This is a genomic window from Parabacteroides leei (assembly GCF_023369805.1).
Classification (GTDB): domain Bacteria; phylum Bacteroidota; class Bacteroidia; order Bacteroidales; family Tannerellaceae; genus Parabacteroides; species Parabacteroides leei.
Genome location: NZ_JAMBQG010000012.1, coordinates 36,327 through 58,533, shown reverse-complemented (window position 1 = coordinate 58,533; position 22,207 = coordinate 36,327). Strand labels below are relative to the sequence as shown.

Here is a 22,207-nt window from a genome sequence, read left to right as displayed (position 1 = left end):
CGACAAGACAAAAATTAAAACAACTATATTATGAAAACGATCTGCTTTTATTTTCAGATACATCAGCCATTCCGCCTGAAAAGATACCGTTTCTTCGATATCGGTAACGATCATTATTACTATGATGATTTTCAGAACGAAGAAATTATGCGTCGTATAGCCGAACGTTGTTATCTGCCTGCCAATAAGGCTATCCTGGAAATGATCAAAACGAGTGGAGGTAAATTTAAAGTGGCCTTCTCTATTTCCGGTCTTGCTTTGGAACAGATGGAAATTTATTCTCCGGAAGTGATCGATAGTTTTAAGGAACTGGCTGCTACCGGCAATGTTGAGTTCCTGGCTGAAACATATGCTCACTCTTTGGCTTCTTTAGGTGATAATATCGAGGAGTTTGAAGATCAGGTTAAGAAGCATAAGGAAAAGATCCATGATTTGTTTGGAGTTAAACCGAAGGTATTCCGTAATACGGAATTGATTTACTCGGATGATATTTCGGATGTGGTATATAAGATGGGCTTTAAAGGCATGTTGACGGAAGGTGCAAAACATATTCTTGGATGGAAGAGTCCGAACTATATGTATAGTTCCTGCGTTCAGCCTCAGTTGAAGCTGTTGCTTAAGAACGACCGTTTCAGCGAAGATCTATCTTTACGTTTCAACAACTATAACTGGAATGAATATCCGCTGACAGCCGATAAATATATTTCCTGGATTGCGGCAACACCGGATTCGGAACAGATCATCAATCTGTTTATGAATTATGAGGTATTAGGATCATTGAATCCGGCTGAAACCGGGATCTTTGATTTCTTCAAAGCATTACCTCGTTTTGCGGCGGAGAAAGGAATCGGATTCTCTACACCGTCAGAAGTGTTTGCCTTGTTGAAACCGGTCGATGCAATCTCTGTGCCTTACCCTATGTCATGGGTTGACGAAGAGAAAGATTGTAGTTCCTGGTTAGGAAATGTCCTGCAGCAGGAAGCATTCCGCAAGATTAATAGTATCAGTGAACGTGTTCGCCTGGTAGAGGAACGTCGTATCAAACAGGACTGGAACTATCTGCAAAGTAGCGACCATTTCTTCTATATGAGTACTAAGCACGGAGGAAGCGGCTTTAGCCCGTATGATAATCCTTATGATGCATTTAATAATTATATGAATGTGTTGTCAGACTTTATCGTTCGCGTAAATGGACAGTTCCCGGAAACAATCGAAAATGAGGAGCTTAACTCTTTGCTTACTACGATCAAGAACCAGGGAGAAGAAATAGAAGGTCTTCAGAAAGAACTTGAAAAACTGAAGAAAAAAGCTGCAAAGAAAAAAGAGGCCTAATAGAATATGAATAAAAAAGCGAATCGCTCCGATTCGCTTTTTTATTGCTTGATTTTAGGTTATGATGCTAAATAAAAGAAACGGATAATTCAATTAAGAATTACCCGTTTCTTTATATTTATAATATTTGAAAAATCTACTTATAGTCGGTTGTTGTAACCACAATCTTCATAGCATCCTGGTTCTTAAGCAATTTTACACCTGATGGAAGTAAGTAATTATTTAGAGCAGCCGTATATTGGTTGCCATAATAATCTGCCTGAGTTAAAAGACGTTCAACTGGAACAAGAAGTAAAACCATATCCTTTTCCGGATTATTCTTTATATGCTCCTGCATCAAATTTGATATATTGTCAAAGCCATAAGAACGAGCACTGCTTGAATAAGAAGCAAGGAATGACGTTTTTTTATCTTCGATCTTGTTATTGACAAAGAAAGTTGCCAAAGAGTCTTTCGGTAGTAATAATAAATTGGCCGGAGCGGTTAAAGCCCATTGCCAGTTTTCCTGGGGTAACGCTTTTATTGTCAAAGGAATGTTGTTGATTATACGGTCACCAATCTTTTCTGCAATATCTTTAGCCGGAATAGTCAACTGGGTATATACACCTGCCGGAGTTTTCAGATAAGCGATTGAATCATTCGGTTTCAATAAATCAGTCAAGTCGGTGTTTTTAAATCGATTCAACTGCAATACTTCCTTCGTTACATTGAATGTTTCACTTGCATATGCGGTTGAGTCCTGATTCTGACTTCCTTTCAAGTTGTATTTGTAATAGATCGAAATGGAAGAATAGCTAATCTGCAAGATATTTCCGCTGCCATACGTATTTGTTACATATAGACCAGGGAAGAACTTGTTAAAGTTCTCTTGGCTACTGAATGTACCGGGATTATTGATTGTTTCATCGTAAAACTTCTGTCCGAATTCTCTCGGCATACGAATTGTTACGGTAGGAACGTATGTCGGGCTACCGCTTGAGTCCACTGCGTTCCTAACACTATCAGGAATAGAGTTGTCATGTGCCGTATACGTCTGCATACCCAAAGAATTCTGCAAGTCACAATATTCTGCCGGATCGAAGTTTGTGTAGAAATCTCTTTCCAGTTGTTTGTCGACCTGATATATCTGGGCACGCATGGGAGTCAACGAGTCTCCAACCCATGATCCGCTATAATATATGATCTTAAAATCGACCGAATCGATCTGTCCGTTGATAGGTTCTTTTTGGAATTTGAAGTCTGACGGACAGTAGAACTGACAGATGTAATCAGATTTCACATTACCATACAACGGATCATAAAATTCGCCGAGTAGTCCACTAGTAGTTCTTGCATATACCGAATCCATCAGCAAGGTTGTCGCCTGCATCTGAAAAGTATCTACATATACGGGCATTTTGTCTCCGCCGGGCTGAATAGTCGAGCCAACCAGATTCAAATCATCACTACACCCACTCAGGATTGTTATTCCTAAGCCCAGGCCAATTAATAAAGGCTTGATCTTCATCATTTTTCTCTCACTTATTTAGAATCTAATACGACATCGTAAAATTCGTTGAATGCATCCATATAAGTTTCCGGCGACTGATAAGGAAGGAACGGAGTATCCTTTTTGGTTGCAATATAGTCCAGAACATCCTGGTTGATCGTTTCACTACCTTGTATCACACCGTCCGCAAAATCAATGGCCAGCTTAGTCAGGCCGACGAAACTGGTATCGGCTTTTATCCCTTTCAGGTCGCCCTCTTTCGCTCCGTCTGTTTTCAGCTTGTTGGCAAACTCTTTTCTAAACGGTGTTTTAAAGTCATCATTATAAATAGAATAGACTATTTTTGCATTTTTAAGACATGGATCGTCTGCATACATTCTTTTTATATATAATGCTGTCAAAGCAGATATCCATCCGTGACAATGAATTACATCCGGTATCCACCGTAGTTTCTTTACGGTTTCCAATACGCCACGAACATAGAAGATAGAACGGTCGTCATTATCTTCGTATTCATTCCCGTTTTCATCGCAAACAGTGTGCTTACGCTGGAAGAAGTCTTCATTATCAATGAAGTAAACCTGCATGCGTGCGGCCTGAATGGATGCTACCTTTATGATCAGAGGGTGGTCTGTATCATCAATAATAAGATTCATACCTGACAGGCGGATCACTTCGTGCAACTGATTGCGTCGCTCGTTGATATTTCCGAATTTAGGCATGAAAGTTCTGATTTCGCGACCACGCTCCTGAATGCCTTGCGGCAAGTTTCTGCATATTGTTGCAATCTCAGATTCGGGAAGGTAGGGTGTTATTTCTTGAGCTATAAACAAGATTTTTTTTGCATCCATTCTGTAAACTAGTTTTATAAAGACGGCACAAAGATAATAAATTTCTTTCATTTACGGTAATTATTTATTTGCTTTGCACCGTCAATAAGCATCTAACTGATGAAAATAGTAAACAGCATTCAAGAATTGAAACGTTATCTTGCCGAAGAGAGGCAGCATAACAAGCAAATAGGCTTTGTTCCTACTATGGGGGCATTACACAACGGACATCTGAGCCTGGTGAAGCGTTGCGTGGAAGAAAACGATGTATGTGTAGTGAGCATCTTCGTAAATCCGACTCAGTTTAACGATAAAAATGACCTTGTCACCTATCCCCGGACATTGGATAAAGACAGCGCCTTGTTGGAACCCGCCGGCTGCGATTATGTATTTGCGCCGACAGAAGCGGAGATGTATCCCGAACCGGATACACGCACTTTCGACTTTGGCACGGTTTCGGCCGTGATGGAGGGTGCACGCCGTCCGGGACACTTCAATGGGGTTGCCCAGATCGTAAGCAAACTGTTTTATGCCGTAGAACCCGATAATGCTTATTTCGGGGAGAAAGATTTCCAGCAGATTGCTGTGATCCGTGCGATGGTGAAACAGTTGAATATCCCGGTAAAAATCAATGCCTGCCCGATTTTGCGCGAGGAAGACGGGCTGGCTTTAAGCAGCCGTAATGTCCGTCTGACACCCGAACAACGTCAAAAAGCACCGCTAATAGCACGTACGTTAAAAGAAAGTACTAACTTTGCAGTCGGAAAAAGTGTGCAGGAGGTGATTGATTATGTTGTGAATACGATTAATGCCGACCCTGTTATGCGTGTGGAATATTATGAAATCGTAGACGGAATCACGATGGAGTCGATCAAAGACTGGTCAGATACTGATTATGCCGTAGGTTGTATTACCGTTTATTGTGGTGAAGTCCGGTTGATTGATAACATAAGATATAAATAGCTGGTAATCAAATTATACAAATAACGATGTTTATAGAGGTAGTTAAATCAAAGATTCACCGGGTGACGGTAACGGAAGCCAATCTGAACTATATCGGTAGTATCACTATCGATGCGGATTTGCTGGATGCCGCCAACCTGATTCCTAATGAAAAGGTAGCTATTGTGAACAACAATAACGGTGAACGTTTTGAAACGTATATTATTAAAGGTGAACGCGGATCAGGCGTGATTTGTCTGAATGGGGCAGCTGCCCGAAAAGCGCAGCCTGGCGATATCATCATTATCATGTCGTATGCCATGATGGACTTTGAAGAAGCCAAAACATTTAAACCGGCTGTTGTATTTCCGGATACAGCAACAAATAAACTGATATAGAGCATCGGTAGCAGTATTTAGAATGTTTTTAAACAACAATAAAGAAGCTCACCGGTTTGCCGGTGGGCTTTTTTTGTGACTTTGTGTTTTCTTATGGAATTAACTTATAGAGTATGTATACAAATAAGCAAATCTGGAATGTAAGTTACCCTATCTTCTTAAGCTTATTGGCACAGAATATTATCAATGTGACCGATACGGCTTTCCTGGGAAGGGTAGGAGAAGTTGAGTTGGGGGCCTCGGCGATGGGAGGTCTCTATTATATCTGTGTGTTTACGATCGCTTTCGGTTTCAGTACCGGGTCGCAGATCGTGATGGCTCGCAGGAATGGTGAACGGAGGTACAGTGATGTAGGGCCGGTCATGATCCAGGGTGTGTTTTTCCTTTTGGCGTTGGCGGCCGTGATGTTTACCCTGTCCCGTTTCTTTGCCAAAGATATCATGGGGGTAATGATCTCCTCCGACACGATCCTGCAAGCTACGGAAGAGTTTCTCGACTGGCGTGTGTTCGGGTTCTTTTTCTCTTTTATCAATGTGATGTTCCGTGCTTTGTTTATCGGTATTACCCGGACGAAGGTGCTGACTTTGAATGCGATCGTGATGGCGTTGACCAATGTGTTGCTCGACTATCTGTTGATATTCGGGAAGGGAGGTTTTCCCGAAATGGGTATTAAAGGGGCGGCTATTGCCTCGGTGGCAGCAGAGGGAGTGTCGATCGTTTTCTTTTTGGTTTATACCCGTTTGACGGTAGATATAAAGAAGTATGCATTGAATCAATTCCGGTCGTTCGATGTTAAATTGTTGAGACGTGTATTGGATATATCCATATTCACGATGTTACAGTATTTTATATCGTTGAGTACTTACTTTATGCTTTTCGTAGCCGTAGAACATCTGGGGCAACGGGAACTGGCAATCGCCAATATTGTCCGCAGTGTGTATATCGTCCTGCTGATACCTGTCAATTCTTTATCTACGGCAACCAATTCTTTTGTGAGTAATAGTATCGGTGCCGGACATAAAGACCAGGTTATCCCGATCATTCGCAAGATTGCCGGTATATCATTAGGTATCGTAGCAGTCAGTGTTTTTATCGCCTGTCTTTTCCCATCGGCTATATTGTCGATTTATACGAATGATGCCTCTTTAGTACATGCGTCTATCCCTTCTCTTTACGTTATTTCCGGTGCCCTGTTGATAGCAGCCGTTGCCAATATCGTATTTAACGGGGTGACGGGTACGGGGAATACCCGTTCTGCTTTTGCGATGGAGGTAGTGACGCTTGTCTTTTATACGTTGTTTATCTACGTGGCAGGGATGCGTTTACGTCTTCCGGTGGCGATTTGTTTCCTGACCGAGGTAATTTATTATAGCGGTTTGTTGTTGGCTAGTGTAATTTATTTGAAAAAAGCGGCGTGGCAGAATAAAAAGATTTAGAGGATTACATCCTTTTTCTTACCTTTGCACCCTATTACATTAGAAATTAGAAAGAAAAAAATAAATATACATACGAATTATGTTTGAAAATTTAAGCGAAAGGTTAGACAGGTCGTTTAAACTGTTGAAAGGTGAAGGCAAGATCACCGAGATCAATGTGGCTGAAACACTGAAAGATGTGCGTAAAGCATTGCTTGATGCCGACGTTAACTATAAAGTAGCCAAATCGTTTACCGATACGGTAAAAGAAAAAGCGCTGGGACAGAATGTGCTTACTTCCGTGAAGCCCAGTCAGTTGATGGTAAAGATCGTACACGACGAGCTGGCCAGCCTGATGGGGGGTACAGCTATCGATATCGATCTGAAAGGTTCGCCTGCGGTGATCCTTATGTCGGGGCTGCAAGGATCGGGTAAAACTACTTTCTCCGGGAAATTGGCTAACCTGCTGAAGACGAAAAAGAATAAGAAGCCGTTATTGGCTGCTTGTGACGTTTATCGTCCGGCCGCTATCGAACAGTTGCGTGTTGTAGGTGAACAGGTTGGTGTACCTGTTTATATGGAGCTGGAAAATAAGAATCCGGTAGAGATCGCAATGAACGCTATCCGCGAAGCTCGTGCCAAAGGTAACGACGTGGTGATTGTCGATACCGCCGGTCGTCTGGCTATCGACGAGCAGATGATGAATGAGATCGCTGCAATCAAGAGCGCTATCCAGCCTGACGAAATCTTGTTCGTTGTAGACTCTATGACCGGACAGGACGCCGTTAATACAGCTAAAGAATTTAACGAACGTCTGGATTTCGATGGTGTTGTCCTGACTAAGTTGGATGGTGATACCCGTGGTGGTGCCGCTCTTTCTATCCGTACGGTGGTAGACAAGCCGATCAAGTTTGTCGGAACCGGTGAAAAGATGGATGCCCTCGATATCTTCCACCCCGAACGTATGGCCGACCGTATCCTCGGTATGGGTGATATCGTTTCGTTGGTTGAACGTGCCCAGGAACAATATGATGAAGAAGAGGCTAAACGCCTTCAGAAGAAGATCGCCAAGAACCAGTTTGACTTCAACGACTTCATAGCCCAGATCCAGCAAATCAAGAAGATGGGTAACCTGAAAGAATTGGCATCCATGATTCCGGGTGTCGGTAAGGCATTGAAGGATATCGATATCGACGACAATGCTTTCAAGAGCATTGAAGCGATCATTTACTCGATGACTCCGGCCGAACGTACTAATCCGGCTATTCTGAACGGCACACGCCGTACGCGTATCGCAAAAGGTAGCGGTACGACTGTGCAGGAAGTGAATAAGCTGATCAAACAGTTTGATGAAACCCGTAAGATGATGCGTATGCTTACTGCAGCTAAACCGGGAAGTAAGAAATTTCCTTCGTTGAAAAGATAAACATTAAAGAGACATATTATGGAAGACAATCATTATCAATTACTGGACGGAAAAGCTGTTTCTGCTCAAATGAAGAAAGAGATGGCAGAAGAAGTCGCCCGGATCAAAGCGGCAGGCGGTAAGATCCCTCACCTGGCTGCCATTCTGGTGGGTCATGATGGAGGTAGTGAAACCTACGTGGCCAGTAAAGTAAAGACTTGTGAAGAGATCGGTTTCAAATCGACACTGATTCGTTACGAGGACGACGTGACCGAAGAAGAGTTACTTCGTCGTGTTGACGAACTGAATAACGATCCGGACGTGGATGGCTTTATCGTACAGCTTCCTCTTCCGAAACATATCTCAGAGCAAAAGATTATTGAGGCGATCGATTACCGTAAAGATGTTGACGGCTTTCATCCGATCAATGTAGGACGTATGTCGATCGGTCTTCCTTGTTTTGTTTCTGCCACACCGGCAGGTATTCTGGAATTGCTGAAACGTTACGAAATAGAAACCAGTGGTAAACATTGCGTGGTTCTGGGACGCAGCAATATCGTCGGAAAGCCGATGGCTACCTTGATGATGCAGAAAGCTTATCCGGGCAACTGTACGGTAACGGTTTGCCACAGCCGCTCGAACAATCTGAAAGAAATGTGTTTGAGTGCCGATATCATCATTGTCGCTTTAGGAGTTCCTGAATTCCTGAAAGCTGATATGGTGAAGGAAGGCGCTGTTATTGTCGATGTCGGCACTACCCGTATGCCGAGTAGCGTGACTAAAAGCGGTTACAAGTTGACAGGGGATGTGAAGTTTGATGAAGTGGCACCAAAATGCTCTTACATAACACCTGTACCGGGTGGTGTAGGGCCTATGACAATCATTTCATTGATGCGTAATACCCTGCTGGCTGGCAAAAAAGCAATTTATAAGTAAATATTCTGCATATTTTTGCCAAAAAGTTTGCAGAGTAAAAAAATACAGCTATCTTTGCAGCGTCTTAGAAAAAGAGATATACATGGTGGTTGTAGTTCAGTGGTAGAGCACCTGATTGTGGTTCAGGGTGTCGCGGGTTCGAATCCCGTCTTCCACCCGTAAAACAAAGAAAGTCATTCCTTTTTGGGAGTGGCTTTTTTGTTTTTAGATCGGTTTCATTTGCATATGAAGGATCGGATATGGTTTTCCCTGGCCGTCTGTGGCATCCCGTGAGATCACCTCGAAACCTCTGCTCAGGTAGAAATGTGATGCCTGCTCGTTTTGCTCGTTAACATCTACTTTCCGGATGTTCTTTTCCCGGAGGGCATATTCTATAAACAACCTGCCATAACCTTTGCCCTGTTGTGAAGGGTGAACGAAAAGCATTTCGATCAACTCGTCGCTCAGTCCCATGAACGCTGCAATATGTCCGTTTTGTTCATCTCTTATCAGGTAAAGTTCGACAGCCCGGAAATACTCGTTCCGTATCAGGGGCTTATAATATTGTATATCCTCTTCGGTCAGGAAATGATGAGAGCTACGAACGGAGGCTTCCCAAACCTGCAGCAGTTCATCGTAATCCGCCTCGGTAGCCAATTCGTATTTTGTTTGTTTTTTTATCATACTTCAGTCTGTTTGATATACATAGAGTTTTATTGTTCACTAAAAATCAGCCTTTTTTCCCACGCAAACCACTTCTCCTGTAATAGGATGCCTGAATTCCAGGTATTCGGCATGCAAGTACAGCCGATCGTCCTTCTTTCCATATAATTCATCACCGATAATGGGAGCATTCAAACCTTTTGGATGAGCGGCGTGTACACGTAGTTGGTGTGTCCGGCCGGTGAGGGGATAGAAAGCGATACGTGTATAATGGAGGTTACGTTCCAGAACCTGGTAACTTGTTATAGCAGGCTTTCCGTATTCTTCGTTTACAATCTGACGGGGACGATCCTCCGGATCCAGGCATAACGGAAGGTCGATGGTTCCCTGGTCGGATGCGACCGGTCCGTCTAGTAAGGCGATATACCGTTTCTTTACCGTGCGGTTCTTGAACTGTGCCTGTAGGTTCTGGTGGATGGCTTTTGTTTTTGCTATAAGAAGCAAGCCGGAAGTTGCCATATCCAGCCGGTGTACGATCATCGGGCCTGTTGCATCCGGATAACGGATGGTTAACCACCTATAAACAGAGTCTGTATCCATTTTTCCGGGGACAGATAGCATCCCGGCCGGTTTATTGATTACCAATAGCCATTCGTCTTCCAGTAAGATTTCCGGTTCAGCCTCTTTGTGGTTGTTTACAGACAGCGGGTTTGCTTCTACGTTCAACCCCTGCAACATATGTTTTAATATTGGCTCGCATTTCCCTTTGCAAGCCGGATAATAATAACCGTGACGGCGGATTTCCATCTTCGGGGAATCGCCCCACCAGAATTCGGCCATAGCAAGTGGCTTCAGCTGGTGCAGGTAAGCATATTGCAGGAGTTTGGGAGCAGCGCATTCTCCTGCTCCGGCAGGAGGCGTTTTTTGTTCCGTTTCATTGAATAGTTCACATAGATCTTTCACATCTCCCTTAGCATTCAGTATCCGGAACTGTTCGAACAGTTGTTGTTGTAAGGCGGCCGAGCGCGTCTTGCGCTCTGCTTTCAGTTGTTCGATCGTTGCTTCGAGTGTTTTTACCTCGGAATGTAAAGTCTCAATTCGTTCGTTCCATTGCTGCTTTAACCGCTTTAGTTCCGCTTTTTGAAACTGGCTTTCGCGAACCATGGCAGCAAGTTCTGCTGCATCCGGATTAGCCTGCCGTTTGATTTCACGATTTTTTTGAGCGACTTTCAGTTGCTCTTTTGCTTCGCTGAGGCTTTGTTCGGCCTGACGGCTTGTTTCCGCCAGTTGCTCCTTGCAGGCGGTATATTCCTTATCTGTCTGAAGCTGCCTGATCCGGGCGTTGATTGCGGAAATTTGGTCTTCTTCGATCCGGAAGAAACCTTGCGGTTGTTGCAGATCGTAGATCGGGGGAACGAAATAACTGTGCAGGTTTTTGCCGGCCAGTATACCGGAGAATGCGGCCAGGAAACCCAGTTCTCCTGTCGCGGTCTGTACGATCAGTACACCGAACATTTTCCCTTGTTGCAAGTCGCTCTCCCAGTCTTTTCTTGACAAAAGATAAGCCTGCACCTCTTCTGCAGCCACTACCGACAAGGGATGAGGGGTATAATGAAACGGAAATGTAAATTGTTCCGGTAGTGGTATGTGGGATACTGGATGACTGAAAAAATGAAACTTATCCATTTTTATCACCGTGATCCCGAAAACATTTTGCGTACTTTATCCTGACTTGACAGGAAACTCAACGAACGGACAATATCCTCATAGTTCTCCGGGTCGGCTATCCGGGGAGCTACAATATCCAATACTTTTAGTTTGTCGTCGTCGAATGTATAGATAGACATCAGTCTTATGCATTGCTGGCAAGAGAAATACCGGTCGGCAACCCCTACGACCAGTAATTCCAGCTGATCGTCTTTAAACGGTTTCGATTTGACTGTATTGTATAGTTGCTGAAAGTCTCTGTCGTTTATTATCCTGCCGGGTCGCATATGGTTGTTGTAAGGAGGACGGGGCCTGTCGTATTCAATATCATTCGGTGGATAGGCGGCAACGGGAGGTGCGGGAGTCTGGGTAACATCTCCTCCGTTGAATGAATCCATGTTGGTCACCCTGTCGTCCAGAAAGTCAACTAAAATAATAGTTCGGGTACCATAGAGAGGATCCACTTTTATAAATTCCCATTGTTCATATTCATGGTCGAAACGACGGTAATCCGGATTACCGAGCAGGTTGGTTATCTCTCTTTTACTCATCCCTTTTTCTATTTTCAGGATGGCGTCTCTACTGGCTTTGTAGCTACCGCAACTGCTGAAGAAGAGTGAACCGCCGATCAGTAGGAATGCTATTAGTGTTTTAATTTTCATATTCTTTTTCTTTTAGTTTATGACAGGTCTCTTTTATTTGGGTATAAAGATAATCAATTCAATATATTCTTTTCGATAGACCTCCGCCAATTGTTATGTTTTCTCCATTAATCAATTCATTTTCTTCCTGACAGAGGAACAGGCACATACGGGCTACATCTTCTGCAAATTCCGGTATCCCGGCTGCAGTAACAGAATTGACTGTTATATGCCATTCCGCAAGTGAAGCGGCCAGAGTGGAGGTTAATGAAAGGATGCCTCCGGTTGTGACATTGGTTTCCGATAGATTTATAATTCTTCCGTACGGATTCACTTCGCTTTGCGAGCGGCGATGTAAGGCCAGGCGGCGTGACGTGACGAAGGCTGATAATAGATTGGCGGAAAGAAGTTGTTCGAAATCTTCCATGCTGGTTTCCGTGATCGGATTAGTCTGACAGGTACCTGTATTGATCAGTATATCCAAGTCGCCCCAATCCTCCAGGATATGTTGCAGGCAGTTATCCAGGGAGATCTTGTCGTTGATATCTGCATGATGGAAAGTCGTGCCGGTCTTTTCAGCCATTAATAGGCCGGCTTCTTCATCCGTGCCGCAAAAAGCGACCCGGTTACCTGCCATGCGGAATGATTTTACTATCACTTTGCCGAGCTCTCCGGTTCCGTCCGTTACAAAAACTCTTCTGGTTTTGTGGAGCGTATTTTTCTTTTTTATACCGTAGCCGGTTTTTGTTCCGGCATTTTTTCTGGATTGGTATTCTTCGTATTTCTTTTCCAGATAGTTATCTGCCATGATTGTTATTTATTATAATCTGTTTTTACTATGTTTATATATTTTTTTCTATATCTTCATAAATCATTATTTGGAGATATAGATTTGTTGTTTAGCTTGTTATACTGAAGTTCCCCGTTCGGTATGCTGGCTTACCCGGAAATATCCAGGTACAGGATAGTAAAAGGGAGCTTTGCTGTATCCCGGATGTGTGAGGCGTCCTTCTTTTACACGTGTTTGTAGTCTGCGCAGGGCTGTCGATTTTCGTAGTCCGCATAGAACGCACATGTCTATCGTCGTGATATAAGCATGATCCTGAAAATAATCGGCCAGCTTACCGTCGATCTCGATCTCGCTGATTGTCTTAGAGCGGTGGGTATGTGCTACCCTTTGAAAAGGCATTCCTTTGAGTGAATCTTCCAACGCTTTGTCCGGAGTAAAAACGATTCCTCCGAAGTGGATATTTTCGGCTCGTATTTCTTTGGGCGAACGTACGGCCGGCGATTTGGCACTGCCGCGGAATGTGCCTACCCCTTTTAGTTGTACGCTGTTCCCTTTGTGTATTTCACGTTCCAGTGTATGTGCAAATTCAACAAAAGCAGCTGCCAGGTCACCGGTCGACAGGCTACACCGATCGGCTATCTGTTCGATCATCATCTCGGTGGTTATCCGTGATTTTATAACAAGTCGTGCATGATATCTCGTTTTGTTGGAACCTTTAGGCTGGGGAGTAGGGAAGAAGTCATAAAGTGCACTCATGGGATCTGTTGGTTAGGTGGAAACAAACTAATGTTTTCCAGCTTTATTACTAATACTTAACTGGTGAGTTGTTTTTTGAATCATATATTATGACGAACTTTTGTCACATGTTGTGAAGTAGCTTCATCACATAATGTGACGTAGCTATCGCTCATATTGTGATTCAAGAAAGAACTCCTTACAAAAATACGAGTAATATAGCAGTAAAACAATACTTTCTGCTATCTTTTTTATTAGATCAGATTGTTGAAAAACAAGCGATTCTATATTTGTAAAACGGGTGTTTATACGTATATATTTGTACTTCATTCTTATTAACATCTAAAATTTACTGATATGATTTACAAGTTGATTAACCGGATGAAGCAGGCTGTTCGACGTTTCCTGTCTGTTTCCCATGCGGATTCACGTTCACCCAAGTCTCGCTGGATTGTGGGAATGACGAAGGATCTGCGTAGTTTTCTGAACGAACGTTTTGACTTTCGTTACAACCTGTTGGACGGTACGACCGAATATCGGAGAAAAGGTGCTGTCGGTCAACCTTTCCTTCCTGTGGACGAACGGGCGATTAACGGGATGATTGTGGATGCTCGCTTAAAAGGCATCTCTTTTTTTCGGGGCGATGTACAGATGATGATTCTTTCCGATAAAGTGCAGTCGTATAATCCGTTTCACCTGTATATGGATGAATTGCCGGGATGGGATGGAGTGGATCGGGTAACGTCTTTGCTACTTCGTGTCTCTGCTGAAGAGATGTGGTTGAAAGGGGGGCGTTGCTGGCTCAGGGCAATGGTTTCGCAGTGGATGGGATGCGAGCGGTCGCATGCCAATGTATTGACTCCTGTTCTGATCAGTGCGGTACAGGGTTATGGAAAAAGTACTTTTTGCCGGCAGTTGCTTCCTGATACATTGAAGAATTACTACCTGGACAGCCTGCCATTGACGTCCGGTGCTAATCCGGAACGTAAACTGGTAAAAGCGGGACTCATTAATCTGGACGAGTTCGACCGTATTGGAGAGAAGCAACAAGCAAGTTTGAAAAATCTGTTGCAGATGCTCTCTATTCCTATCTACCGGGGAAAACGATTGGGGTGGGTGAACGAAGCGCGTCTGGCCTCCTTTATCGGTACAACTAATTCCCGCCAGTTCCTGACCGATGCTACAGGAAGCCGTCGTTTCCTTTGTGTAGAGGTAGAGTCTCCTATTTCCACTGAACCGATAGAGTATGAACAGTTATATGCGCAACTCAAATCGGAGTATCTGGCAGGTGAACCTGATTTTTTGACATCGGAGGAAGAGGCTGTTTTGCAGTGTCGTAATAAACGGTATTATTGTCAGTCGCCTTTGGAAGATGTATTCCGTACTTGTTTCCATCAACCTTCTCCAGGTGAGAAAGGCCATTGGATGACAGCTTCGGAGATATTTGCTTTTATGCACCGTTTCAATCCGTCCGCTTTGCGGGGAATAACGGCGAAGCAACTGAGCTTCAAACTTTCAGGAATGGGACTTGTTCCCAAGCATCGGGCGTATGGAAATTGTTATTTTGTGGTGCCGGTACAAGTTTGAAGAAATAGATAATGCACTGAAGTTCCTTTTGCCCTGAAATGGATGGAACTTCAGTGTATCTGACTGGTTTGTAGTTGTTTATTGTTGAAAGGTGATTTGTCTTATTTTACATCCGGATTAGCAGGAAAGGAGTGAAGGAAGAACACGCATTACGGTTTATTATGATTACTATTTACCGAATACTTACATATCTTTCAACTGTTGATAATAGTTCTCTAATTCCTCAGAAATGTATTTCCATCTTTCCTGTTTTCTAAAAAGGAGGCCTTTGGTCGTTTGACTTAGGGATGAATAGAATAGTATCGTTAATAATATTAAAATGAGAATTCCTGAGGCAAATTTCAGATTATTCCAATTAGTACCTTTATACATGAAAATATCAAGAAAATGACTCCAAAAAGGAATAATAAATAAGCTGTATAAACCACCAATAGACTTTAATAGGGTAATAAGTGGTTTTTGTGAAGATTGCTTCTTGAATAGCTTTGAATATTTATCCAGAAAGGCTTCTTTTTTTAATTTCTTCTTAGTGGGAAACAGCTTCTCTATCTCCTTAAAAATATCTTTTTCTTTCTTCTCTCTATATTCATTACTTGGCCAGAGTTTAAAAAAACCATCATTGACTGTTATTCCTTTTAGTCTCAATTCCTTTTTTGCATATCTATTGATATCGCATAAAAAAAGAGAGGTTAAGAATATGAATGGTACTAATACTATAATAATAATAGCTTGTTCGTTATTGCATATCCATAATAAATACATTATGACAAATTCGAGAAGGACTGTTAGTCCCATATATAGATATATTCTCCACATAACCTTTTTTAATATTGTGTTTTTGGCTTCATGCATCTTGAAGATCTCTTCTATTTTATAAAACGTTGCGTTCATTTTTGAATAGAATTTATAATTTGAATAACTAGTGTGATATTAATCTTTTATTTTCGCTGCAAACATCATTACTGATGATTAGTCTAAATGTTGTTTTTTTATTCTCTGTTAGTTAGATTATGTTCATTTTTCAAAACTATTTGCCGATGCAGCATATTAGACTGATTGACTACCAATAATTTACGACTTGAAAGATAGAGGGCTCAAAAAATTACTTGTTTTTTCGCCAAAAATTGAAGATTTAACGTTTTTAACCTTAGTTTGTCTTCAAGCGGAGGGAAAAAGAGGGAAATCGTCTTTTTAACCCTTGCAATCCCCGGTTCACAAAGATAAGGCATATCGGTGATTATTTCGCCGATTATGGCTGTAAAATTATAGATGAATTCACGAGTATTTTAGCTTGTTATTGCAGCCAAAAGAAAAAGTCGGTAGGTATAAGTTTGATTTTGGCGCAGCCCTCTCTTTTCTTCCCTTTTTTAGCTTTACTTTAATGATCGTATATGCGAATACGGGGATAAAGTAAAGTTGTTTTTCTTTTGGCAAGCAAAATTCATTCTCTGATATGATGTGTGAATGAGGATTTGTTTGTATCTTTGTAATGAATAATATTTTGGTCGTAAATTTGATTATGGCAGTAATATGAATAATATATTAGCGTTTAATATTGTTAATCCGAGCGAGATTGCATTGCGGATAGCATCGAGAGTTAAAGCAAGGCGGCTTGAGCTGGATTTGACACAAGAGGGGTTGGCTACAAGAGCCGGGGTCAAGTTTGCCACATATCGTAGATTTGAGCAGACAGGAGAAATTTCGCTGAGGGGATTGCTTCAGATAGGATTTGCATTAAATGCACTCTCTGAATTTGACGCTCTTTTTGCACAAAGACAATATCAATCATTGGATGATGTACTGAAAGAACAAAGTGTTACCCGCAAAAGAGGAAAGAAAAATGAATAGTATAAAACAGATAGAGGTAATATATGATAATAGACTGGTTGGCAGATTGGCTTTAACTAAAGAGAGTTTATGTGCGTTTGAATATTCGGCAGATTGGCTCAATTCTGGTTTTTCCATATCTCCGTTTGAGTTACCATTGCGCAGTGGGGTATTTATAGCAAAACCTCGTCCGTTTGATGGCGGATTCGGTGTTTTTGATGATTGTTTGCCTGATGGGTGGGGATTGCTAATTCTTGATAGATACCTGCAACGGAACGGGGTCAATCCACGAACATTATCACTACTTGACCGTCTGGCGTTGGTTGGTTCCACTGGACGAGGTGCATTGGAATTTCGTCCAGACAAGAGTGTTGTATCAAAGCAAGAGTACGCAGATTTTGAAAAATTGGCATTGGAGGCGGAACAGATTCTTGACAGCGACAATTATAACGGAGAGGGAATTGAGGAGTTTCAGTATAGAGGTGGTTCTCCGGGTGGAGCACGCCCCAAAATCTTTACTCGTTATGATGGGAAAGAGTGGTTGGTGAAGTTCCGGGCAAAGAGAGATTCCAAACGGATTGGTGAGGATGAATACCGTTATTCGCTTCTTGCCAAAGAGTGTGGAGTTGAGATGCCGGAAACACGACTTTTCGAGGATAAGTATTTCGGCGTGGAGCGATTTGACCGTACGCGGAATGGAAAATTACATGTGGTAAGTGTTGCCGGGTTGATAGGTGCTGATTATCGGCTGCCAAGTATCGACTACTTACATATCTTTAAAGTATGTGCAGCATTGACACATAATGTAGCTGAAATGTGGAAAGTGTATCGTCTTATGGTGTTCAATTATCTGATTGACAATAAAGACGATCATGCAAAGAACTTTGCTTTTATCTATCGTGATGGTGACTGGCATTTTGCACCGGCATACGACCTGTTGCCAAGCGATGGAATAAACGGATTCCGCACCACTTCAATCAATGATAGTATCGAACCTACAAAGGAGGATTTATTAGCTGTGGCGGTAAAGGTTGGGTTGGATAAAAAGGAAGCTATGGAAGTGATTGATAAAATAGAAAAATGCGTAGAAAATTTTTAATCGAGGTGAACGTATAAATACAATTGAATATTATGAGAAAATGTTATAAATACAGAGGCGGAATAGGTGTTTTTGATAAGAAAGGTAATTCGATATTTGAGAGAGATATAAACCTCTTGCAAATAACCAAATCTTTCTTCCCACAAAAAGAGAATTAAATGATCCAACAGAAGGCTTTTGTAATGACGATGTGGTCAGAACTTTATTTGAAGAACTAAAAGATTTTTCAATAGAAGTAAAAAGACAATATGAAGGATTGCTTGAAAAGTTTACAAAAGTAGGGATTTATTCGTGCAGTAACAATGTGACCAATGAATTGTTATGGGCTTATTATGGTGGTGGACATTCTGGTTTTGCTATAGAATATGATATCGATAGGCTCAAAGAATCGTTAAATTATAATCAATATTTTCAATCTGTTTTTGATTTTGACGTTAATTATTCCCGAAGTGTTCCAGTTGCGGATTTGACGATACTTCATAGTAAAGATATTATTCAGACTTTAAAAACTTTTTTGGGGACAAAATCACTTTCGTGGAAGCATGAGGAAGAGCATCGTTTAATTGTTGAAGGGAAGGGCTTGTTTGATATTGATTACAGAGCAATTACAGGGATCTATTTTGGATATAGAATGAATGAAGAAGAAATAGATTATATAATGAATGCTTTGAAAGGTAGAGGGTTGACATATTATAGAATAGAATTAATAGACAATACATATGGATTTACACCTTCCAGGATTGAAGATAAATATGCTAATGCCCCCAAATATGTTGTTAATTGCATTGACTATGATGTGGATGAGTTGCTTATGAATGGTGCTGTATTTGGAGAAGAAGCTAAATTGTATAGGGATAAATTTATCAAAGCGTTGGAAAGTGTTAAAAATGAGCCTCAAATAAGAGATTTTTATATTGCGACTATAGGCACAGATTCAATAGAGCCTATGTTAAAAATATTTGCTAATACGAAATCTGGAACACCACCAATTAGAGAATTTAATTTTAAACTCAACAATAAAGGAGAACTTTATAGGATAAAATAATATGTTATGGGAGATGAAGTGTTGACCCTACAGAAACGGATAGAACAAGAGGCTAAAGATACCTTGAATAGAACAATGTGGGAAGGTTATGCAAACGACATTCTTACAGGACTTCAAAAAAATCCAGACATACTACCAGATCGTCCAATATGGGAACTTGTGCAAAATGCTCGAGATGTTTCACTTGAAGGAGGAAAGTCTAAAATTGTGTTTGTGCGTAAGCAAGATAGTTTTATATTTCAGCATAATGGACAGCCATTTACTCGCAGGACGTTGCAATCACTTATCTTACAAACAAGTTCGAAAGTTAGACAAGATATTATTCAGGTTGGACAATATGGAACAGGTTTTCTGACTACCCATAAGTTTGGTTTGAATTTTCGTTTAACGGGTTCGTTGTCTTTACTCAGTGGATTGAAGTTCCACAATTTTTATGGCAGAGATTTTATGATTAAACGTTCTGCCCAAGACAAAATAATGCTGAGCAAAGAACTTGACGACATTATTTCTAAAACTCAACAATGGGGATTAGATGTAAGTTCTTTGTTAGATGAACCTATGAAAGATACAATATTTGAATATTTGCACAATGTTGATGCAGAACGTAAAAATGCTAAAATTGCTATTGAGGATGCGTCAAAACTAGTCCCATTTGTGCTAGCTTTAAACAAGAATATAGAATCAATCAGTTTTAAGGATGATGTAGAAAACTCTATTGAAAGTTTTCTTTTTCAGAAAGAAGAAGTATTTGATAGTTTTGAAGATCTATGGGTATATGAAACCACTGTCCTTCATTCAAAAAATGGACAACAGAATGATCCGATAAATTTGTTTCTACTAAAAAGTAAGACCTCGTTAGAAGAGAAAACAGGGGAAAGTAAATTTACTGTTATTTTACCTTTAGAGAAAACTATGTATGGATTAAAGGTATTCAGTTTTGATATTGATATCCCCCGTCTTTACCTCTATTTGCCTCTTCTAGGATCTAAACAATGGGGGGCTAATTTCTTGTTTCATAGTCCTTCATTTACATGTGATCAAGATTCTAGGGATTCGCTTATGTTGCGCTCAAATCCTCAATCAGATGTGCAACATGACCAAAAGAATAAAGTTATAATTAAAGAAGCGGGAGAAGCTCTTAGGAAATATTTAATGTATAAATATTGTTCAATAAAGGATGCAAGATTGTTATGTCCTATTAATTTTATGATGGGAAAAGGAACGGATGAGGTTGGGCTATATTACCGTGACTTACAAAAAGAATGGGTTACTTTTTTCGAGAGTTTAGATCTTGTTGAAACAAAAGATCGCGAGACATGTTCGGTCCGGTCTATTCGTGTACTTAACAACGAACTTAGTTCTGCATGCGAGCAAGATACTGCTTTATTAGATGCTGTTTACGAATTGTTATCAAAGCCAACTCATAATTTAGTTTTACCCAAGAAGGATGAAATGTTATTTTGGAGTAAAGTAACAAATGAATGGTATGAAAATGATGAATCCAAAAACAAGCATGTAATATCTATGGACAGTATTGTATCTATGATACAAACAACTATCATTACTGAAACTGACTTGGATTGGTTGTATAAACTATGCGATTATTTCAAGTCTAATAATCATGCAGATTATTTAAATAAACCAATAATTCCGAATGAGGAATGTACCTTATGCACTCAAAAAGATTTAGTGAAACCTAGTAGCTTTGGAAGTCAATTAAAGACTATTCTTAAAACTTTGACACCAGAATCGATAAAAAAATTTGTTCATTATCATTTTGTTGATATTATAGAAGAAACTTCTATCGACTTTGGATGTGCAGAGGTAAATACTACTTTAAGTAGTTATTTCGAGCGTCTGTCTCCTTCTTACGAAATGCTGAAGAATTCTATAATTGCAGGTAGTAGCGTAAATGTTTATCAGTATACCGAGAGGAGAATTCCGCAGAATGAGGTTCATGCAATTTTGGACTTGTATAAGATGTTGATATCAAATAGCTCTGGTGGGTTTCCTGAAAAATGTTTTAATCTACTTTCTGAATATTATGACTATCATTCAGAAATAATAGAAATCGCCACTAAAGATGTTCTTGATGTACGAAAATGTTATAATACCTTATTACATGATGCTTTGCTGGGATTTACATTACAGAAAGATAAAAACAGTATGGTACATTGGATCTTAAGAATGGTAAAGGAATTGTTTGATTTTAAAGATAGCCAAAATTTTCTTAGAAATTATCAAGTATATCCTGATCAGATGGGAGTCTTTAAGTATGCTTCTCAATTAAAAAAAGAGGAAAAAGGTATGCCGTCACGACTTAAAGAATTATATAATGAAATTTGTAAAAATGGAAACGATAAGGTTGAAAATGAGTTGGTAGATAATACTTTCGCGCCTTATTTTGTTGAGTTTAGCGAACTAAAATCGCAAGAATTGGCAGATGAAATCCAAAAACCATTCAAGGGGGATGATGGCAAAAGAACTATAGCAAAGGATGTTCATCAAAAGCAATATTTAGAGATTATTGAGCATTTTAATAATCCAAAGGATGGATCTGTGTGGAAAGGATTGTTTTCTATAGTTAATAATATACGTCCATTCTTAATGCTTTCAGTTATTGATAGTCCACAGAAACAAGAGAGTATCTTTACTATTATGAAAGTAGAAAATGAGACGAAATTGCAAATGATTGCAGAACTTGCTAAAGACCCTAACTTTGATCGTATAGTTATATTGGGCAAAGAAGCTCTTGAGAAAGAGGAGCGAGAAGAAAATGATTTTGAGTTTAAGAAAGAACTAGGTTTTATTGTAGAAGAAGTTTTACAAGAAGAACTTTCAGGTATTCTAGGAGAAAATAAGCTAAAGGCACCTTTAGTTGATAATAAACAAGGTGGTCAGGATTTAATTCTATATATCAATAATGTTCCTGTATATTACATAGAGGTCAAGTCAAGATGGTCGTCTGATAAGTCTGTTTTAATGAGTACATTACAGCATAGAACTTCTTGTCAAGAAAAGGAACATTATGCACTTTGTGTTGCTGATATGACATCTTTTATTGAGCAAACTCGAAAACATGAATATCCTCCTTTCGAACAGATTGAAAGTCATTTAACTTTCGTTCCAAATATTGGAAACCTTAATGGCCGGCTGAAGGACGCAACATTAGAGGAGGATACGCAAGTGCATATTGCAGGAGGTTATCAAGTACTTGTTTCACAAACTGTAATAGGGAATAATGGTATTCCATTTAGAAACTTTATTGAATTGCTAAAGAGTAGTATTGAAGATATTATTGCGTAAATGATTGGGGATTAATAACTATTAGTGTTTGACCTGAGTCATAAAATAGCAATATACGTAGGCGGAAAAGTTGCGGCATCT

19 protein-coding genes and 1 tRNA gene are annotated in these 22,207 nt (G+C 40.5%); 12 read left to right on the top strand and 8 right to left on the bottom strand.

The features are described from left to right. Positions 1-30: 30 nt before the first annotated feature. A complete protein-coding gene (locus M1P97_RS16820) occupies positions 31-1,332 on the top strand; it encodes a glycoside hydrolase family 57 protein (RefSeq protein ID WP_195373951.1) in 1,302 nt (433 codons plus the stop codon). A 136-nt stretch (positions 1,333-1,468) separates the two neighbouring features. Here the strand turns inward: M1P97_RS16820 and M1P97_RS16815 are convergent, their stop codons facing one another. After that, entirely contained in the window at positions 1,469-2,839 is a 1,371-nt protein-coding gene (locus M1P97_RS16815) for a DUF4270 domain-containing protein (protein ID WP_249389723.1), read from the bottom strand. A gap of 14 nt (positions 2,840-2,853) precedes the next feature. Beyond that, positions 2,854-3,672, bottom strand: coding sequence for a glycogen/starch synthase (locus tag M1P97_RS16810; RefSeq protein ID WP_195373949.1), 819 nt, complete (start codon positions 3,670-3,672; stop codon positions 2,854-2,856). Between the two features lie 99 nt (positions 3,673-3,771). Between M1P97_RS16810 and panC the strand changes: the two genes are divergently transcribed. From panC to M1P97_RS16780, 6 genes are all read left to right on the top strand, one after another. Beyond that, positions 3,772-4,614, top strand: a complete 843-nt coding sequence (gene panC / locus M1P97_RS16805; protein WP_249389677.1) for a pantoate--beta-alanine ligase — start codon at positions 3,772-3,774, stop codon at positions 4,612-4,614. 26 nt (positions 4,615-4,640) lie between these two features. Continuing rightward, on the top strand, positions 4,641-4,991 hold the full coding sequence (gene panD, locus M1P97_RS16800) for an aspartate 1-decarboxylase (protein WP_075558689.1): 351 nt from the start codon (positions 4,641-4,643) through the stop codon (positions 4,989-4,991). Between the two features lie 113 nt (positions 4,992-5,104). Next, complete coding sequence (locus M1P97_RS16795) at positions 5,105-6,427, top strand: MATE family efflux transporter (RefSeq protein WP_195373944.1); 1,323 nt, start codon at positions 5,105-5,107, stop codon at positions 6,425-6,427. Positions 6,428-6,506: 79 nt separating this feature from the next. Then, positions 6,507-7,832: a signal recognition particle protein gene (gene ffh, locus M1P97_RS16790; RefSeq protein ID WP_075558687.1), complete on the top strand. Its 1,326-nt coding sequence runs from the start codon at positions 6,507-6,509 to the stop codon at positions 7,830-7,832. Positions 7,833-7,850: 18 nt separating this feature from the next. After that, entirely contained in the window at positions 7,851-8,747 is an 897-nt protein-coding gene (folD, locus tag M1P97_RS16785; RefSeq protein WP_195373942.1) for a bifunctional methylenetetrahydrofolate dehydrogenase/methenyltetrahydrofolate cyclohydrolase FolD, read from the top strand. 84 nt (positions 8,748-8,831) lie between these two features. Next, positions 8,832-8,905, top strand: a tRNA-His gene (locus tag M1P97_RS16780). A gap of 46 nt (positions 8,906-8,951) precedes the next feature. Here the strand turns inward: M1P97_RS16780 and M1P97_RS16775 are convergent. The 5 genes from M1P97_RS16775 to M1P97_RS16755 form a co-directional block, all read right to left on the bottom strand. Continuing rightward, positions 8,952-9,410, bottom strand: a complete 459-nt coding sequence (locus M1P97_RS16775; protein WP_249389676.1) for a GNAT family N-acetyltransferase — start codon at positions 9,408-9,410, stop codon at positions 8,952-8,954. 39 nt (positions 9,411-9,449) lie between these two features. Continuing rightward, positions 9,450-11,075 (bottom strand): RluA family pseudouridine synthase, encoded by a 1,626-nt coding sequence (locus M1P97_RS16770; RefSeq protein ID WP_195373938.1) that lies wholly within the window; start codon positions 11,073-11,075, stop codon positions 9,450-9,452. Between the two features lie 5 nt (positions 11,076-11,080). Next, on the bottom strand, positions 11,081-11,758 hold the full coding sequence (locus M1P97_RS16765; RefSeq protein WP_249389675.1) for a DUF4476 domain-containing protein: 678 nt from the start codon (positions 11,756-11,758) through the stop codon (positions 11,081-11,083). Between the two features lie 58 nt (positions 11,759-11,816). Next, on the bottom strand, positions 11,817-12,545 hold the full coding sequence (locus tag M1P97_RS16760) for an SDR family NAD(P)-dependent oxidoreductase (protein ID WP_249389674.1): 729 nt from the start codon (positions 12,543-12,545) through the stop codon (positions 11,817-11,819). Positions 12,546-12,644: 99 nt separating this feature from the next. Next, positions 12,645-13,283: an HU family DNA-binding protein gene (locus M1P97_RS16755; RefSeq protein ID WP_195373932.1), complete on the bottom strand. Its 639-nt coding sequence runs from the start codon at positions 13,281-13,283 to the stop codon at positions 12,645-12,647. A 336-nt stretch (positions 13,284-13,619) separates the two neighbouring features. Here M1P97_RS16755 and M1P97_RS16750 point away from each other — a divergent pair, with 336 nt between their 5' ends. Next, positions 13,620-14,849, top strand: coding sequence for a VapE domain-containing protein (locus tag M1P97_RS16750; RefSeq protein WP_249389673.1), 1,230 nt, complete (start codon positions 13,620-13,622; stop codon positions 14,847-14,849). Positions 14,850-15,032: 183 nt separating this feature from the next. On the opposite strand, the gene M1P97_RS16745 is transcribed toward M1P97_RS16750, so the two are convergent. Then, positions 15,033-15,740 (bottom strand): hypothetical protein, encoded by a 708-nt coding sequence (locus M1P97_RS16745; RefSeq protein ID WP_195373910.1) that lies wholly within the window; start codon positions 15,738-15,740, stop codon positions 15,033-15,035. 639 nt (positions 15,741-16,379) lie between these two features. Between M1P97_RS16745 and M1P97_RS16740 the strand changes: the two genes are divergently transcribed. The 4 genes from M1P97_RS16740 to M1P97_RS16725 all read left to right on the top strand — a co-directional run bounded on the left by M1P97_RS16740 (position 16,380) and on the right by M1P97_RS16725 (position 22,126). Beyond that, complete coding sequence (locus tag M1P97_RS16740) at positions 16,380-16,697, top strand: helix-turn-helix domain-containing protein (RefSeq protein ID WP_249389672.1); 318 nt, start codon at positions 16,380-16,382, stop codon at positions 16,695-16,697. Continuing rightward, positions 16,690-17,775, top strand: coding sequence for a type II toxin-antitoxin system HipA family toxin (locus tag M1P97_RS16735; protein WP_249389671.1), 1,086 nt, complete (start codon positions 16,690-16,692; stop codon positions 17,773-17,775). Before M1P97_RS16740 ends, M1P97_RS16735 begins: the two co-directional genes overlap by 8 nt. Before the next feature lie 190 nt (positions 17,776-17,965). Then, positions 17,966-18,820 (top strand): DUF2971 domain-containing protein, encoded by an 855-nt coding sequence (locus M1P97_RS16730; protein ID WP_249389670.1) that lies wholly within the window; start codon positions 17,966-17,968, stop codon positions 18,818-18,820. 6 nt (positions 18,821-18,826) lie between these two features. Next, entirely contained in the window at positions 18,827-22,126 is a 3,300-nt protein-coding gene (locus M1P97_RS16725) for a sacsin N-terminal ATP-binding-like domain-containing protein (protein WP_249389669.1), read from the top strand. Positions 22,127-22,207 lie beyond the last annotated feature (81 nt).